This window comes from Leptolyngbya sp. CCY15150, from assembly GCF_016888135.1.
Taxonomy (GTDB): Bacteria; Cyanobacteriota; Cyanobacteriia; order RECH01; family RECH01; genus RECH01.
The window spans coordinates 264,871-280,362 of the sequence record NZ_JACSWB010000174.1 but is presented as its reverse complement, the minus strand read 5'-3'; the positions used below and the strand labels follow the sequence as shown (position 1 = coordinate 280,362).

At 53.6% G+C, this 15,492-nt stretch carries 18 protein-coding genes; 12 read left to right on the top strand and 6 right to left on the bottom strand.

Features of this window, described 5'->3' with window-relative positions:
• Nucleotides 1-5: 5 nt before the first annotated feature.
• The 10 genes from dprA to JUJ53_RS13060 all read left to right on the top strand — a co-directional run bounded on the left by dprA (nucleotide 6) and on the right by JUJ53_RS13060 (nucleotide 7,757).
• Nucleotides 6-1,118, top strand: coding sequence for a DNA-processing protein DprA (dprA, locus tag JUJ53_RS13105; RefSeq protein ID WP_204152467.1), 1,113 nt, complete (start codon nucleotides 6-8; stop codon nucleotides 1,116-1,118).
• An 858-nt stretch (nucleotides 1,119-1,976) separates the two neighbouring features.
• Nucleotides 1,977-2,192: a gas vesicle structural protein GvpA gene (gene gvpA / locus JUJ53_RS13100; protein ID WP_204152466.1), complete on the top strand. Its 216-nt coding sequence runs from the start codon at nucleotides 1,977-1,979 to the stop codon at nucleotides 2,190-2,192.
• A 282-nt stretch (nucleotides 2,193-2,474) separates the two neighbouring features.
• Nucleotides 2,475-3,617 (top strand): gas vesicle protein GvpC, encoded by a 1,143-nt coding sequence (gene gvpC / locus JUJ53_RS13095; protein ID WP_204152465.1) that lies wholly within the window; start codon nucleotides 2,475-2,477, stop codon nucleotides 3,615-3,617.
• Nucleotides 3,614-5,041 carry a gas vesicle protein GvpN gene (gene gvpN, locus JUJ53_RS13090; protein WP_204152464.1) on the top strand — a complete coding sequence of 476 codons (1,428 nt, stop codon included), beginning with the start codon at nucleotides 3,614-3,616 and terminating at the stop codon, nucleotides 5,039-5,041. The genes gvpC and gvpN overlap by 4 nt, the downstream gene beginning before the upstream one ends.
• A 20-nt stretch (nucleotides 5,042-5,061) precedes the next feature.
• Nucleotides 5,062-5,424 carry a gas vesicle protein gene (locus tag JUJ53_RS13085; RefSeq protein ID WP_204152463.1) on the top strand — a complete coding sequence of 121 codons (363 nt, stop codon included), beginning with the start codon at nucleotides 5,062-5,064 and terminating at the stop codon, nucleotides 5,422-5,424.
• Between the two features lie 85 nt (nucleotides 5,425-5,509).
• The gene (locus tag JUJ53_RS13080) at nucleotides 5,510-5,698 is read left to right on the top strand and encodes a hypothetical protein (RefSeq protein ID WP_204152462.1); all 189 of its coding nucleotides are present in this window, start codon (nucleotides 5,510-5,512) and stop codon (nucleotides 5,696-5,698) included.
• A 208-nt stretch (nucleotides 5,699-5,906) separates the two neighbouring features.
• A complete protein-coding gene (locus JUJ53_RS13075; protein ID WP_204152461.1) occupies nucleotides 5,907-6,074 on the top strand; it encodes a hypothetical protein in 168 nt (55 codons plus the stop codon).
• Nucleotides 6,075-6,083: 9 nt separating this feature from the next.
• Nucleotides 6,084-6,629 (top strand): gas vesicle protein K, encoded by a 546-nt coding sequence (locus JUJ53_RS13070; RefSeq protein ID WP_204152460.1) that lies wholly within the window; start codon nucleotides 6,084-6,086, stop codon nucleotides 6,627-6,629.
• Nucleotides 6,630-6,720: 91 nt separating this feature from the next.
• On the top strand, nucleotides 6,721-7,464 hold the full coding sequence (locus JUJ53_RS13065) for a GvpL/GvpF family gas vesicle protein (RefSeq protein ID WP_204152459.1): 744 nt from the start codon (nucleotides 6,721-6,723) through the stop codon (nucleotides 7,462-7,464).
• Between the two features lie 29 nt (nucleotides 7,465-7,493).
• On the top strand, nucleotides 7,494-7,757 hold the full coding sequence (locus JUJ53_RS13060) for a gas vesicle protein GvpG (protein WP_204152458.1): 264 nt from the start codon (nucleotides 7,494-7,496) through the stop codon (nucleotides 7,755-7,757).
• 164 nt (nucleotides 7,758-7,921) lie between these two features.
• Here JUJ53_RS13060 and JUJ53_RS13055 read toward each other — a convergent pair whose 3' ends face one another.
• The 3 genes from JUJ53_RS13055 to recJ all read right to left on the bottom strand — a co-directional run bounded on the left by JUJ53_RS13055 (nucleotide 7,922) and on the right by recJ (nucleotide 11,064).
• The gene (locus JUJ53_RS13055) at nucleotides 7,922-8,152 is read right to left on the bottom strand and encodes a hypothetical protein (protein ID WP_204152457.1); all 231 of its coding nucleotides are present in this window, start codon (nucleotides 8,150-8,152) and stop codon (nucleotides 7,922-7,924) included.
• A gap of 148 nt (nucleotides 8,153-8,300) precedes the next feature.
• Entirely contained in the window at nucleotides 8,301-8,540 is a 240-nt protein-coding gene (locus JUJ53_RS13050; RefSeq protein ID WP_204152456.1) for a hypothetical protein, read from the bottom strand.
• 193 nt (nucleotides 8,541-8,733) lie between these two features.
• Nucleotides 8,734-11,064, bottom strand: coding sequence for a single-stranded-DNA-specific exonuclease RecJ (recJ, locus tag JUJ53_RS13045; protein ID WP_204152455.1), 2,331 nt, complete (start codon nucleotides 11,062-11,064; stop codon nucleotides 8,734-8,736).
• 449 nt (nucleotides 11,065-11,513) lie between these two features.
• On the opposite strand from recJ, the gene JUJ53_RS13040 reads away from it, so the two are divergent.
• Nucleotides 11,514-12,083 (top strand): pentapeptide repeat-containing protein, encoded by a 570-nt coding sequence (locus JUJ53_RS13040; protein WP_204152454.1) that lies wholly within the window; start codon nucleotides 11,514-11,516, stop codon nucleotides 12,081-12,083.
• A 184-nt stretch (nucleotides 12,084-12,267) separates the two neighbouring features.
• A complete protein-coding gene (gene psbQ / locus JUJ53_RS13035; protein ID WP_204152453.1) occupies nucleotides 12,268-12,741 on the top strand; it encodes a photosystem II protein PsbQ in 474 nt (157 codons plus the stop codon).
• Here the strand turns inward: psbQ and JUJ53_RS13030 are convergent.
• From JUJ53_RS13030 to JUJ53_RS13020, 3 genes are all read right to left on the bottom strand, one after another.
• Nucleotides 12,696-12,839 carry a hypothetical protein gene (locus JUJ53_RS13030; protein ID WP_204152452.1) on the bottom strand — a complete coding sequence of 48 codons (144 nt, stop codon included), beginning with the start codon at nucleotides 12,837-12,839 and terminating at the stop codon, nucleotides 12,696-12,698. The genes psbQ and JUJ53_RS13030 overlap by 46 nt on opposite strands.
• A gap of 302 nt (nucleotides 12,840-13,141) precedes the next feature.
• Nucleotides 13,142-13,771: a TenA family protein gene (locus JUJ53_RS13025; protein ID WP_204152451.1), complete on the bottom strand. Its 630-nt coding sequence runs from the start codon at nucleotides 13,769-13,771 to the stop codon at nucleotides 13,142-13,144.
• Nucleotides 13,772-13,865: 94 nt separating this feature from the next.
• Nucleotides 13,866-14,867, bottom strand: coding sequence for a phosphoribulokinase (locus JUJ53_RS13020; RefSeq protein ID WP_204152450.1), 1,002 nt, complete (start codon nucleotides 14,865-14,867; stop codon nucleotides 13,866-13,868).
• Between the last annotated feature and the right edge of the window lie 625 nt (nucleotides 14,868-15,492).

The window sequence follows — 15,492 nt, the reverse complement described above, 5'->3', positions numbered from 1 at the left end:
CAATCTTGACAAGCGATCGCGCCTATTGGTTAGCCTGGTCAACGCTGACCGGCATTGGGCCTATCCTCCTCCAGCGGCTGCAGCGGCACTTTGGCACCCTAGCGGCGGCCTGGGATGCTCCGGCGGCCGCCCTCGGAGAGGTGGATGGCTTTGGGCGGCAAACCTGCGACTCCATCCTGCGGGAGCGATCGCAACTGGATCCAGCCGAACTCCTCGCCACCCACAGTGACCACAATCCTAACTTTTGGACACCCGCCGATCCGGACTACCCGCGCCTGCTGTTGGAAATTCCCGATCCGCCGCCAGTGCTGTACTATCGCGGACAGGTGAACCCTCAGGAAAATCAAGGAATCCTGCCGGCGATCGCCCTCGTGGGTACCCGTTCTCCCTCCGACTATGGACGGCGATGGACTCAGCGCCTCACCCAAGCCCTGACAGAGAGCGGCTGGACGATCATCTCCGGTCTGGCGGACGGTATTGATACCCTGGCCCACAAAACCTGTCTTGAAGCAGGTGGACGTACCGTTGCTGTTGTGGGAACGGGGGTGGATATTGTCTATCCCAGCTCCAACCGCGCGCTGGCCCAACGTATTCTTGAACAGGGACTGATCCTCAGCGAATATCCGGCGGGCACGAAACCCGACCGCGCCCACTTTCCCCGCCGCAACCGCATGATTGCTGGTCTTAGCCGTGCCACGCTGGTTCTGGAAGCCCCCAGTCGTTCTGGGGCGCTGATTACCGCACGTCTAGCCAATGATTGCGGGCGGGATGTCTATGCCCTGCCCGGTTCTCTCGATAATGAACGCTCCCTGGGCTGTTTAGAACTGCTCAATCAAGGGGCTCAGGTGGTGTTGGGTGAGGCAGATTTATTAGAACGCCTCGGCAGCCTGCCCAGCTTCCTGCCCGCGCCGGTTGAACAGCTTTCCTTACTGCCGCCACCATCTCTCACCCCTGATCTGGCAACAATTTTGAACGCCATGTCCCTAGAGGCGATCGCCTTGGATGGCATCGTTCAAACCACTGGATTAGCTACAGGACTGGTCTTAGGCAGCTTGACCCAACTTGAAATGATGGGCCTGGTTACCCAATTACCCGGATCCCGCTACCAACGCTGTTAGTTGATCAACGTCACGTTGATGGCACTCATCGTCAAGCCCTCAAAGGTGTTCAGGCCATAGACGTTCCTGCTATTAAGTTGATTGGAATCTATCCAAAATAATCCGTACATGTACGGGAAACGTTCACAACAATTTGGTTTATTCTGGTCACGTTTGGGTGAGCGATCGCTCATGGTCTCAAGGATTGATAGCCCTCGGATACTTTCAAGTAGACAGTCAAAAAACTGTCCGGATCCAAGGGGCTAGAAACGAAAAGTACTAACAGGCAATGCTTCTAGGGTCTAGGGCTAGGAGCGCTTACCTGTCTGGTGTTGACATCCATCAGCCGACAGGAGGCAATGCCAGCAGTAAATTGTTGAGACAACCATAGTCAATTGGCAAGAGCATGATGCAGCGTGAAACAAATCTCAATTCCTACTGTCTAGAACGTTCTGCTGGATCATCGAGATAGTCGTGTAAATTGTAGACTTTTGTTGACTGTGTTAGCAGAGTTTAATTAGCGGGAACAATGAAATAGTCTCCGAGGAGAGATTTATCTAGGGTTCAAGTTTAAGTTCTAGCAATTCTAGATTTTTCTAACGTCTTCGAAGCATCGGTGGTAGCATCAAAGGGGTGCTGGCAGGGTCAAAGAAGGAGCTCTCATTGGGCTTAATTCTTCTTAAGAAGTTTGGGAACTATTTCCAGATTTTCTGTTAGAATCTTGTCGGACTATAGACCTCTTTACTACTGTCGAACTCTCGCTCAGAATATGGGGGTTCTGCTCTCTATTCAATTCTTCAACAACTGAACACTATTCAAATCACAGTTGTTGGCTGTCTATTCAGTTCCAATCCATAATCAAGTTTTAGGTGACTAATCATGGCTGTTGAAAAGGTAAACTCCTCCTCTAGCTTGGCTGAAGTAATCGACCGCATCCTCGACAAAGGGATCGTGATTGATGCTTGGGTTCGTGTGTCCTTGGTCGGTATTGAACTCTTGGCAATTGAAGCCCGGGTTGTGATTGCTTCGGTTGAAACCTACCTGAAGTACGCTGAAGCCGTGGGTCTAACCTCCCAAGCCGCTGTACCTGCATAGGTCTAAATCGCTGTTCGTCCATCGGACAGCCTAACTTACGACTGAGGGGTTGCCCAACGGATGCATTGGTTTTCCTATCGGCATCCCCTCATCTTCTTTTTAGCCTCAGAGGCTTATGCGCTGTCCCATCATGTCTGTCATTTCAGCGATTCGCTCTGCCCCATGTCACGGGATGACATTTAATTTTAGTAATCAGGTTTTCGCTTAAAAATGACGTTTCAGTAGTGTAAGTTCTGACTTTAGTTTGAGCTATCCTTTCCCATCCTGTAGGAGAATCATCCCATGAATTCGTTGCGAGATTCGTGGTTAGAGCTACGGCAAAGACGTCAGCAAGAGTTAGCCCAACGGCGGCAAGATGTTCGGCAAACCCTGGATACATTTCAAAGCGATCGCCAAACCCAAGCGGCTCAACTCCGTCAAGACCTCAGTCTCTTCCAGCTTCAGCTTCAGCAAGAAACCCAGACGTTTCTAGCCCAGGCCAGTCAGCAGCGCCAGCTTCAAGCGCAGCGACTTTTCCAAGAGCTACATAACTTTACTCAAGCGCTGCAGCGGCAGACGGCAGAATTTTTATCTCAGACTGCAAGCAATCGTCTTTTGCAGGCCGAAGAACTCAAACGGTTTCTGTCGGAGTTTCGTGGCCAACTGAGCAATACCGTTGCTGCGATGCTGGAAACCTTGCAGCAGAGCCGTGCCTTAAACCGCGAACAACTGCGGGCAGAGCTTTCCGCCTATGTAACGGCGCTGCAGTCGGATGTGCAGTGCTACTTGGCAGAACTGGAGGTGTTGCGGGGCGATCGCGCTCAGGCAGTACAGACCATGCTCAACACCAGCCGTGAGCTACGTCTCGCCGATGTGGATGCGCTATTCCATGAATTTGCCGCCTTCCGCACCGAGCTAGCTGCTTACTGTGCTGACCTTCGGCAATCGGTGTGGGGAACGGGTAGCGCTGCTTCGGCACCTGCTCCAGTTACTGCACCGGCACCCGCGCCAGCACCCGCCGCTCAACCCAGATTTTTCACCCGATCTGCTGCGCCCGTAGCACCGCCTGCTGCACCCGCTGCACCGCCTGCACCAGCAGCGCCTGTACCAGCGGCCGCACCCAGCCCGCCACCGGTCATGCAGGCTCCTCCGGCACCCGCTACCCCGCCTGTCGTCTATGCTCCACCGGCTCAGGTATCTCCCTTTGATGAAACGGTGGCAGAGCCTTTACCTCCCAGCGTTCCCGATGCCCCAAGTCCCAAAGACTTGGCCAGCAGTATTTATGCTCTGATTCGGCAGCGGCACGGCGCGCGGCTACCGGAAATTGAGGAAGAGCTCAGCATTAACCGCTTTCAGGCTGTCGATGCGCTTCGCCTTTTGATTCGAGAAGGCGTTGTCACCCAGCGCGATCGCGTCTATTTAGTACAAGAGGAAGCTAGCCTGTGACCACTGTTCTCCAAGCCCGGCCCCGGCGATTTGTTTCAACCCCATCTATTGAGCGTGTCGCGACCCGCGCCTTGCGCTACCTACAATCAGGCTATCCGGTGCATCTACGGGGCCCTGCCGGCACCGGTAAAACCACCCTTGCCCTACATCTGGCAGATTTGATCAGCCGTCCGATCATGCTGCTGTTTGGGGATGATGAGTTTAAAACCTCTGACCTGATTGGCAACCAACTTGGCTACACCCGCAAAAAAGTGGTGGATAACTTTATCCACAGTGTCGTCAAGATGGAAGACGAACTGCGCCACAACTGGGTTGATTCGCGCCTCACCCTGGCCTGCCGTGAAGGCTTCACCCTGGTGTATGACGAATTCAACCGATCGCGCCCGGAGGTGAACAACGTTCTCCTGTCGGCGTTGGAAGAAAAGCTCTTGGTGCTGCCGCCCAACGGCAACCGCACGGAATATATTCGGGTCGATCCTAACTTCCGCGCCATCTTTACCTCTAACCCTGAGGAATATTGCGGGGTACACGACACCCAGGATGCTCTTCTGGATCGGATGATCACCATCAATATTCCCGAGCCCGATGAGCTAACTCAGCAAGAAATTGTTGTCCATAAAACCGGCATCGATCGCTTGAGTGCTTCGTTGATTGTCAAACTGGTGCGGGCGTTCCGCGCGAACACCGGAGCCGTGAATTCTTCAGGACTACGTCCCTGCTTGATGATTGCCAAAGTTTGCTTTGAGCATGAGGTTGAGGTCATCACAACCAATGAAGAATTCCGCGATATCTGTCAAGATATGCTGCTGTCGCGTACGGATGGTTCGCTAGCAGATGCCACCCAAGCGCTATGGGAAGTGTTCAATAGCCTGATCTGTGGCGATACCACGATCACCATACCGGTTGGGGCTCCCGGTCAAGCGCCCGTTAGCGATCGCCCTGAAGCCGACGCGATCGCCCAATCGAGCGCGATCGCCGACCCGTTTGAGTCTGCCCAGCCTACTGTCTTGGATGAGCCCGTATCGTCCGCCGTACCCACCCCTGCTACCCCCGTGGTTGAAGATGTGGTAGAACAGCCCATTGCAGAGGATCTGGCGCAGCCGGAGAACCCCTTGCCCCCAAAGTCTCCAAGCCTAGACGATCTGTCCAGCGACCTAGCGGTCGAGGAACCCGTTGATCAAGCAGCGATCGCAGATCCAACGCCCTTTGTGGCAGATGTCTATGCTTATTTCCAAGAGGTAGAAGCGGCCCGTCCGTCGGATGTAGAAGCGGCCTTGGGTATCAATCGCGTTCAGTCGGTGAATGCGTTGCGATCGCTCCTAGCGAAGGGCTTTCTCGCCAAGCAGAGCACCGGCGACGCTACGTCGATCTACCGCCTCAGCGATCTATCCCGTGATAGACTGCCCCTGACTGACTTGTCTTGATGTCTTACCCGTGACCCCCCATGAACGCTACCCCCGCACGCACTACCAACCCCCAGCGCACGATTACCACCTCAACTCAGGGATCAACCTTAGCGGATGTTTTAGAGCGGGTGTTGGATAAAGGCATCGTGATTGCAGGCGATATCTCCGTTTCCGTTGGATCGACTGAACTCCTCAGCATTCGGATTCGCCTGCTGATTTCGTCCGTCGATAAAGCTCGTGAAATTGGCATCAACTGGTGGGAAAGCGATCCTTTCCTGAGTGGCCAGGCCCGTCAGCTCATGGAAACCAACCAAGAACTACAGGCGCGGCTGGAGGGTTTGGAAAACGAGTTAAAAGCTCTCAAGGCGGCTCCAGCTACATCTGATGCTCGGTTAGACTAGAGGCAGATGGCTAGCCAGCTAGCGTTGTTCATCCCATCAGCCCCATCTCTCATCTAGCTGTCCTACAGACCCGGAGGATAGGTCGTTGATTACTGTCAAATCCATGCGGCAGATTGCTACCTGCCGTGCTATTCCCAGTTTTCGCGCTAGTTCAACGCTCAGCCGTCTATCGTGGGTTGCCCTCGATAGCGGCCGTATTCAAGCCGCCCAAGGAGCCCAGCGCTCCCACGAGCAGCATCGCCAGTGGCGTATTCACCAATGGATCGATCGCTAGCGCCGTAGCACATGCCGTAGTTTGTCTCCAGATTTTGATCCCAAATTACAACCCAAGGGGTAGGCATCCTCGGCATAATCGTTTAGCGTTGAATGGACAGGGTAGGATCTAACCACTTGGATGCGATCGCTAGTGAAACCCATAGGCGATCGCGTTGGCACATACAACTCTCATGCCAAAATCGTTATCCTAGAGTAGGAGCCCAACCATGAGCCAAACTAAACCCTATCTTGATTCTGAGCACTATCGTCAAATGCTGGTGCGTGATGGCGAACGTCGCTTTCGAGAATGGCATACAGCCTTTCTAAAGTATCAACAAGACTTTACTCGTCAGACCAGTCAATCCCGTCAGACCGAGCAATCCCGTCAGACCTAACATGCGTTCATGACTTCCTCAGATCTACCGTTTCAACCTGCCCCTGAGGAACTCCTCATCAAGCCGTCCTTTTCGTCGGGCAGTTCATCGGATGCCGGGCTGGCTCCGCTCTTGCTAACGGTCATTGAGCTGGTGCGCCAGCTCATGGAAGCTCAGGTGATCCGCCGCATGGAGGCTGGAGAATTGAGCGATCGCGACCTAGAGCGGGCCGCCGACAGCATCCGTCAACTGGAAGAACAGGTGCTGAAGCTGTGTGATTTCTTTGATGTCGATCCCGCCGACCTCAACCTTGATCTGGGCGAATTTGGCACCTTGTTGCCCAAGGATAATAGCTACTATCCCGGTGAGTCGTCGGCCAACCCATCGATCCTAGAACTCCTCGATCGCCTGCTCCATACCGGTGTTGTCGTGGAAGGGGATGTGAACCTAGGTCTCGCTGACCTGAACCTGATTCAAGCCAAACTGCGCCTGGTGTTGACGTCGCGCCCCCTCTCCAGTTTGCCTGCTCCAACTCTTCGAGAGCAAGCCAGCCTAGGGCCAGCGAAAGATTCTTAAGCCTGGTGAACAATCCGGCAGACTGCACGGAAATACCCTAGACTCGACTGGAAAGGGTAGAGACACGGCACTTATCATCAGGCTTATTGTTATGGGATACGGTCTTTATTTATATGGCATCTTTCCATATCCTGGCCCGCGCAACTTAGAGCTAGTTGGGCTGGATCAACAACCGGTTCATACGCATCGCATTGATTCCTTCACTTTCTTATATTCTGAAGCTCAGCAAGAGCGCTATCTGGCCAGCCGCCGCAATCTCTTAGGCCATGAGCGGGTGCTGGAACAAGCGATGGAAAGTGGCTATCGTACCCTATTGCCTCTACGCTTCGGTTTGATTATTGAAGACTGGACGGCAGTGGAAGCGCAGTTGATTATCCCTCACGCCGCTGGTCTGAAGACGCTGCTAGAGCGGCTAGACGGTCAGCGGGAGGTGGGTATCAAGGTCTATTGGGAAACGGCTACGGAGCTGGAATCGCTGATGGCCGAGCATGAGGATCTACGGGCAGAGCGCGATCGCCTCATGGGTAAATCGTTGAGTATGGAGCAGGTGATCCAAATTGGTCAGGCGATTGATGAAGCCATGGGCGATCGCAAGCAGGCGGTGATCAAAACCTTCCAGGATGCCCTCAATCCCCTAGCGGCTGAGGTGGTTGAAAACGATCCGCTCACCGATACCATGATCTACAATGCTGCCTATTTAATTCCTTGGGATGACGAACCAGCCTTTGGCGATCGCGTGGAGGAGCTGGATCAAACCTTTGATGATCGGTTACGTATTCGCTACAACAACTTCACTGCGCCCTTTAACTTTGCTCAGCTTGATACGTTGAATTAACGCCCCCTCATTGCTGCGAGGCATGTACCATGTTTTTTGATCTGCTCATATCTCCCATTACGGCTCCCCTGAAGGGTCTGTCCTGGATTGGCGAGAAAATTCTAGAACAGGCAGACACCCAGCTTGACGATACCGAGAACTTGAAAAAGCAACTGTTAGAACTGCAGTTGCGGTTTGATATGGGTGATCTTGAGGAAGAGGAGTTTGAACTGCAAGAAGAGGAATTGCTGCTGGCGATTCAAGCTATGGAAGATGAAGCGCGACGCAATGCAGCAGAGGATGATGAGGAATAGCTAGACTCGCTTAGCCTCAACAGTCTCTTCTTATGGTGCCAGCGTCCCGCGTTGTCACCTGTCTTGGTTGCTCCTGCGGCTAGGTCTGGGCGCAGGAGCGCCGCTTGGATCATTCCCATGCTCAGCGTAGGAACGATATTTAAGTTGTCGGGGGTGGGGAAACGTTATGCCAGGGACGTGTGTAACTCCAAGTCACAGGTTTGGATAGCTTGACGGGAAAGGATCGTCAGCTCGTGGGGATAGCGCGGTCGTGGATCGCCCACCAACCACACGGGCGGCACCAGCATGGCTTCATAGCAATCGATTTCATAGGTAACGCCAGGACGCTCCTTGAGTTCTACCACCATGCCTGGCAGATATTCGAACATTTCATCCCAGTCAATACTTGACTCCATGGCCCTACTGCTTTAATCAACAAATGGTTACGTCTGTGGAGTATCTAAGGCCAGCCACACCCTGCCAGATGTATCGCGACCATGGGTGGTTAACCTTAGATACTAGAAAGTCCAGATCAATCCAGACCAATCCAGATTCATGCCAGATCTAGCAATAGAAATGGCTTCTATCCAACACGATCTCGCCGTGATTGGGCACCCAGGCAACCCATGCTGTTTGCGAGGATTGACATAGCAGCTTCGCTTCCTGTGCCCCATACTCGCTGGGCGGGTGAAACAACTGCACCCACGTATCACGGTTATAGGTGATATGACAAACCGGATGCTGCCATGCGATCGCAGCTCCTTGAACCGAGGTGTCGGGTGAATCGGTGGTGATCAAGGACATCATGTTCTCCATCTTGCCTAGCGTCTGATCAAAATCCTTGCCTCTTCTTTACGTGAGGGAGACTAAGATTATTTCTGTATTCATTTTTACAGAATGAAGCCTAGATCTGGGTATTGGGCCCAATAAGTTTACAAACCCTGACATAGGCTGGGCGATCGCCTGCAATGCCTCACAGCTCGTTCAACATCAACAATCAGGCGTCAGCCATCAGGGCTTGCTGAGCTAGGGAACGAATGGTGTCGATGGGAATTTGGTAAAAATAGCGCTGCCGGAACTGCTCTTCTTGTAGGGCGGCCAGGAATAGGGCGATCGCTCTCTCATGGTTCTCCAGTGCATGGTTTTCCTCAGCGATCGCTGCTTCGTAGCCCATTTGTAGACCCTCGGGTGAGGATGTGACGGTGAAGCCCAGGGTTTGCAGGGCCTGGATGCCAACCTGGAGGGAGCGATCGCGGATGCCTAGCTTCTGCAGCAGCCGTTGACGGCTGACGGGCTGCTGGGTGCGGCTGAGATATTTGGCAATGCCCACCAGCTCTTGCCAGATCAGCCTTGGTGGCTGGGCAGAGGGCTGGGGGTAGGCGATCGCTAGGGCACAACCTTGGTGATGGGCGCGGCGAAACCAAGCATAGAGGTCGTTCCAGGTGGTAGGACAATGCTCGACCACTAGGTAGGTTGGATCGGTAGGGATGTCTTGGAGCGATCGCCCTCGCCAGTCGAGAATCCAGTCCTTGGGCGGAGTTGTGGCCATGGCCTTTCCCTGGGAGCGCACGGCTACTAGCCGCACCTCATACCGTTTGCGGTAGGCATTAAAGTCGAGTTCCACAAGAGCATCGCAGCGATCGCGGGGCACCTCGTCTCGATAATGCTCCCACCACACCCCCGGAAACCCTTGGGGCACTGAGTTGTCCCATAGCTCAAACTGGGTTTTGATGTACTGCACCTTGCGACCGCGCCAGTCTTTAATATTCTGGTTCGACACTTTCTCAAACCAGCAGTTTTGGATCAGCAGTAGCGGTGCTGGATTGCCGATACCACAAGGTTCCAGCAGCTTCAGTTCCCGAAATAGATCTGGGCCAAGCTGAGCTACGGTCACCACCAAGTCTGCATCTAGGGTGACCACCGGTTCGATGGAGCCGTAGCGCTGGCGATAGTCTCGATTGATGGCATCGGCAAATAGGGGCAGATGCTCCACCGGTAGACTCAGGCCGGCAGCAAAGGGATGACCGCCAAAGCGATGGAGTAAATGCTGCTGTCCCTGCATTAGATCGTATAGATCTATCTGGTGCAGCGATCGGGCGGAGCCTCGGGCCATGGGGTGTTCCGTCGTCACCTCGCTGTTCAGCAGAATGGTGGGGCGGCCATACTCGCGGGCAATTTGTCCGGCTACGAGACCCAAGACGCCTACCGACCACTGCGGATCGTCCAGCACAATTACATAGGTCGTCGATAAATCCACCTGCGCCAGACGCAGACGCACATCTCGCACGACATCTCTCTGCAGCGACTTACGGCGGGCATTGGCCAATTCCGTTTGTTCAGCCAACTGCCGACAGCGATCGCTGTCGGCACTGGTGAGTAACTCCACGCAAAAGCGGGCATCTCCCTGCACGCGACTGATGGCATTAATGCGCGGCCCTAGACCATAGGAAATATCCGTGGGGCGATCGCCCGATCGCTTACAGAGTTCTAGCAGCCTTGCCACGCCCGGTCGTGTGGGTGTTTTGCCGCTCTGCAGTTGCAGCCGCTGAATGCCACGCTGCGCCAAATAGCGACAGTCGCCGCTAAGCTGCACCAAATCGGCAATGAGACCAATGGCAACCAGATCCAGCAGCGATTCTAGGGAACGGCCGGCAACCTTGGGGCTGGCTTGGTAAAGTGCTTCCACTAGTTTGTAGGCCACGGCCACGCCGGAGAGGTGGGCTAGGGGATGGTCGCGGGGCAGACTGCGGGGATTGATCAAGGCGACAACCGCAGGACGGGTGTCGGGCAGGGTGTGGTGATCGGTGACAATCACGTCGATGCCTAGGGTTTGAGCATGATCCAGTTCCGCTAGATTGGTGCTGCCGGTATCGCAGGTGATCACCAAGGTCACCCCTTCCTGGGCCAGGTCATCGAGCCCTTGGCAGGTGAGACCGTGGGATTCTTTCAGGCGATTGGGAATGACGTAGCGCAGTTGCTCGGGTGCCGGAAAAAAGTCGCCCAGCCCTTCCCACAGCACCGAGGTTGCTGTCACCCCATCGGCATCAAAATCGCCCCAGATCGCTACTCGCTCTTGGCGATCGCAGGCCTGCTGGATACGAGCGATCGCCCAGTCTATTTCAACCCCAAAGGCTGAGGGGCTGGTGGGTTGATAGTGATCAGGATTGAGGAATCCCGTTAAGGTCTCTGCGGTGCGAATACCTCGCTGCCATAGAAGCTGAGCGGCAAACTGCCCAGAACTGCTCACATGGTCTTGGACGGTTTTCAGAAACCAATCGGGCACACTAGAGGCAGGCTGTAGCTGCCAATGAAGAGATGGGCCAGGCATAGCGATCGCAGGCGAGATGGGTTAACGATGAGGGATACTCCTTGTTCTATCCTGATGGATCCGCGCCGGGTTGACCAGTATCTACAAATTTGCGAACCATCTTGTCCGAAATGAGAGATGTCCCTGCTGTATCTATTTAATAATTTGTGGTCTCTATCGTCCGATCGACTCGGTCTAACGTAAGTCCATCTTGGCTGATTGACGGACAAAACTCCTGCGATCTTGATTCTCTTGTAGGTTGGGTTAGCGTCAGCGTAACCCAACGGAATCTAAGCTGGTATTGGGTTTTACGTTGCTCAACCCAGCCTAGGTAAAAAGATTTATCAGTCAACCAGCCATCTTAGATACGCGTTTAGATCCCTGGTATGTGGCGATGCCATCAGGATGTGTTTCAAACGGTAGATGCAGCGTCACCCTACTTTTAGAGAGAAACCCAAGGAGACATGGTCATGAAACTCAAATGCTTTTTAATCGCCCTTTTGATGGCTGTAGTTATGTGGGGAGCGCCAGCCTACGCTTTTCAGACTGCTGATCTGGATCAGCTCATTGCTACCCGTGCTTGTGTTGAGTGTGACCTCCAAGACATTGATCTACGAGGCTCCAATCTGAGTGGGGTCACTTTGGAAAGGGCTAATCTCTCCCGCGCTAACCTGATGGCGGTGAATTTAATGGGGGCAAACCTGGAGGGAGCGACGCTGGATGAGGCGTTGATGTTTGCCGTAAATCTGCTTGATGCCAATCTCCGTGGGGTGAGTGTGTTTGGCACGGAACTGGGTGGAGCCTATGTCTGCAACACCACTATTCCCAGTGGACGCATCTCCAATCGCGACTGCGAGGACGAAGATGAGCTGATCGATGAGCCTGAGGATTCTGCTGTGAGGCAAGACATGAGTGACGCTCTGGATGAGGCGGCTGCAGGTGCTGAAGCGGTCGATGAAGCAGCCAATAAGGCGGCCGATGGGGTGCTGCTGGATGCCAATGATGAGGCTGACTCGGCGCTAGACAAGATGATGAACTAGCGATCGCCCCTGATCAACCCCTGATCAACCGCTGCTCATCCCTGAATTAATCTTGGATAGTTCAAAAGATGCTCCCAACGGCACCGTCCTCCGATGGTGTCTGTTGTGCCTAGCCAAGCTGATCTAGTCTAGAGTGCAGATAGTCTCAACAGACTGATTAGTTTTGACAGGAGTGATATCAACTATGAATTGGACTCGATCCATGATGACTTGGGTGCTGGTGGCGATCGCCGTTTTGGTGGTGGGCTGCGGTTCTGCGCCGACTAACGCTGGCCCCGTCTATACCCCCGAGGAGATTGCGCAAATCCAGCGGTATACCACTGAGGTTTCCGATCTGCGCGATCGCCTGACCGAGGCGGTACCCCCCATGATTGCCAACGAAGAGTGGCTGGATGTTGAAACGTTTATCCATGGCCCCTTGGGAGAATTGCGAACCAAAATGGCATCGCTAACTCGCAGCCTAGAGCCCAAACTGCAATCCCAGTCTCAACAGACTGCGCGGGATGTTTTTGGGCATCTGGTGAAATTAGATGAGGCGGCTCGCGGTCGAGCCTCGGTCAAGGCAATTGTGAACTATAACGGTGCGATCGAGGATCTAGCCGCATTTCTCAATCAGGTGCCTGCGGAGGTGAGGGGCACGGATGAACCGTCTGTATAGCCTGTGGACGGCTTGAGAACCTTCCAAACCCCGGTTTTGGGGTCGCGGTAGACCATGAATGGATTGGGGCGTAGGGGTTGGCTACAAACTTTAATCATGGCTGTTCCTCCTAGGGTAAAACCATTGGCAACTGAGCACGCTCAGTAGTTTGGGGTGCATAATGCCATTCTAGGAGGCTATTCAACGGTCTTGGGTGATCTGTCTAGCCCTTGGATATGATTTGTCTCACAGAAAAAGGCGATCGCCTTCACACTGTCTTTGCCGCGTCTTCACACAACCATTGCAGACCAAGAGCGATCGCCTCCTGGAGTTCATCTCCATCCTTCGACCAGCTCAGGATGAGCGACGAGGCTGATGATCGTCGTTAAAGTCACGGGTTGCAGGACAAGGGCGATCGCTCTCAGGTCTCGGTCTCAATCTCCCAGGCGGCCTGGAAGAAATCTCGTTCACATTCCATGGCATAGCGATAGGCGGCATCTACAGCGGCTGTGCGGGGAGCCTGTTCCGCTAGGGTGGCAAGCTGCTGAGCTAGATCATCAAACTCAGGGCTGCTGTAGGTTCTAATCCAATCGGTATAGTCGTGCTCGGGAATGGCAGGCTGGGCGAGCTGCTGCCCCAAGTAGGCGTAGAGTTTCATGCAGGGCAGCATGGCGGCAGTGGTGACGCTGGTATCCTGGCTCCATGCGGTGGCTAGTAGGAAATCGGTATAGCGGCGGGTGGCGGCCCCTGGTGTTATTTGCGTGAGGTCTACCTGCCAGGATTGAGCATAGCTCTGGTGTAGCCGCAGCTCGGATAACACCCCTCCCGCTAGGTCATGGAAGGTGCCAAACCCTTCCCAAGTCGGAGCTTTGGCCGCGGCAATGCTATAGGCCCGGGCAAAGGATTCTAGAAAAAAGGCATCTTGCCCAACGTAGTAGGCAAACTTATGGCGGGGTAAGGTGCCGCTGTAAATTCCTTGGACGAAGGCATTCTTGAAACAAGCGATCGCTAAGTCTTGATTAGCCTGCCATAGATCCTCTGCAACCGACATCGTCTCTCCCTGACTTCAAGCTATACAACCAGCCATCAAAAAGGGTGAGCTTCAGCTCACCCTTGATCATCATCTTAAGTTAGCATCGGTTGGTCTAGACGTTAGCAGCAACCTTAGCCTCTTGGACGAGATGTTCGTAGGTCGCGCGCATCTTGAGACCCACTAACACTTGGAAGAGTCCGCTACCGTTGTTCGAACCCGGATATTCCTTATGCTTCAGCAGCAACTCGGTCATCTCGCCGTAGTGCTTCGTTGAGGTATTGCTGAGGTGATTCTCAATATAGATGAGTTCCTCAAGCTTCTCAAACTGACCATCAACCTCTAGCACCGACACATTATTGCCGTAGTAGGTATCGGGGCCGTAGAACATCCGAATGCCGGGGTAGGAACAGGTGAGTTTCCGTCCACAAGGAATCCAGTCGATGGTTGAGCCCTCATCAAAGAGATATACCGGCTCGAAGTCTGCCACACCTTCTTTTTGGATGAGGCGCACTCGCAGCACTTTGCGCTCTTCATCGTTGGGAATCAGCTTGGTGGGTAGGATTTGAATGACGACATCCGCATACTGCTTTTGGACGTCTACGTAAGCTTCAAAGTCAGGGCGGCGGGCGTTGATGGAGGCCAAAATATCCTCGTAGGTGTGCCCACGCTCAGCCATATCTCGCTGGATCTTCCAAGAGATTTTCACCTCGTCGCTGATGTCGAGGTACACGCTGAAGTCTAAGAGCGATCGCACCCGCTCGTCATACATGGGGTGCAGCCCTTCAATCACCACGATATGGTTAGGCTCAACCCGCTCTGGCGGATCCAGTTCACCCGTCTCGTGATTGTAGATGGGCTTATCGATCGCATTGCCCTCTTTGAGCGCCTTGATTTGCTCATACATCAAATCAAAGTTGTTGGCCTTGGGGTTCAGCGCCGTGACGCCAGCCACCTTCCGCCCCTTGCGGTCAAGGCTATGGTAGTCATCTAAACAGATGACGGTCATCAACTCTTCCCCGAACAGATCCGCCAAACGGCGCAAAAAGGTTGACTTACCACATCCGGAATCTCCGGCTACGCCAATTAAGACAATGCGATCTGGCTTACTGCTCATAGGTACCTCTAAACACGAATGACAACGACTCAACACTCTTAAATCTGGAACAACAGCATCCCCGCAGAGCAATTCCCCCAGGCCAGCAGTTCCGCAAATTGTATTTCGCAAATTATACCGCTGAGCGTAGGCGTAAATATGATTGACGCCCAATTAAAAATCAAGTCTTTCCCAACTGTTTCAGAATCTTAGACGCAGACTGAGCGTCACTCAATCCAATTCTGAAATCACTGAGTCTTGACGGTTAGCCTTGACGCAGACGTGTCAAGTTGGTTAGGGAAATGCTTGAAATTGCCCAGGAATAACTGGTGAGTATTTAATACTATCCATTAATAATCATGCTACCAGACTGATGCCTACCCCATCAAGACACAGATAGGCGCTAGCTCCATCTTGCTAGGGTAGGTAGCCTCATGGTGCCTTTGGCTAGGACTCGGAATTCCACAGAGAATCTAAAAGTGACGCGCTGGCAACATTTTTCACGTCGGCTTTTCGCTAACCTCAGTCATAGTTCGTCTTGATCATGTAAGGCGAAATGATCCCTATGGGTTGAGAGATTGGGCGCGGTAGCGAGGCCAGTCGTTTGTGCGGTGAGGGCTGCCATGCTCTGAGAAGGGAGTCTGTG

Coding starts and splice junctions, on each gene's coding strand:
- gvpC (WP_204152465.1), top strand. CDS start 2,475: ATGAATTCGTTGCGAGATTCGTGGTTAGAGCTACGGCAAAGACGTCAG.
- JUJ53_RS13065 (WP_204152459.1), top strand. CDS start 6,721: ATGGGATACGGTCTTTATTTATATGGCATCTTTCCATATCCTGGCCCG.
- JUJ53_RS13040 (WP_204152454.1), top strand. CDS start 11,514: ATGAAACTCAAATGCTTTTTAATCGCCCTTTTGATGGCTGTAGTTATG.
- psbQ (WP_204152453.1), top strand. CDS start 12,268: ATGAATTGGACTCGATCCATGATGACTTGGGTGCTGGTGGCGATCGCC.
- JUJ53_RS13060 (WP_204152458.1), top strand. CDS start 7,494: ATGTTTTTTGATCTGCTCATATCTCCCATTACGGCTCCCCTGAAGGGT.
- gvpA (WP_204152466.1), top strand. CDS start 1,977: ATGGCTGTTGAAAAGGTAAACTCCTCCTCTAGCTTGGCTGAAGTAATC.
- JUJ53_RS13075 (WP_204152461.1), top strand. CDS start 5,907: ATGAGCCAAACTAAACCCTATCTTGATTCTGAGCACTATCGTCAAATG.
- JUJ53_RS13055 (WP_204152457.1), bottom strand. CDS start 8,152: ATGGAGTCAAGTATTGACTGGGATGAAATGTTCGAATATCTGCCAGGC.
- JUJ53_RS13020 (WP_204152450.1), bottom strand. CDS start 14,867: ATGAGCAGTAAGCCAGATCGCATTGTCTTAATTGGCGTAGCCGGAGAT.
- JUJ53_RS13070 (WP_204152460.1), top strand. CDS start 6,084: ATGACTTCCTCAGATCTACCGTTTCAACCTGCCCCTGAGGAACTCCTC.
- JUJ53_RS13085 (WP_204152463.1), top strand. CDS start 5,062: ATGAACGCTACCCCCGCACGCACTACCAACCCCCAGCGCACGATTACC.
- JUJ53_RS13025 (WP_204152451.1), bottom strand. CDS start 13,771: ATGTCGGTTGCAGAGGATCTATGGCAGGCTAATCAAGACTTAGCGATC.
- recJ (WP_204152455.1), bottom strand. CDS start 11,064: ATGCCTGGCCCATCTCTTCATTGGCAGCTACAGCCTGCCTCTAGTGTG.
- JUJ53_RS13050 (WP_204152456.1), bottom strand. CDS start 8,540: ATGTCCTTGATCACCACCGATTCACCCGACACCTCGGTTCAAGGAGCT.
- JUJ53_RS13030 (WP_204152452.1), bottom strand. CDS start 12,839: ATGATTAAAGTTTGTAGCCAACCCCTACGCCCCAATCCATTCATGGTC.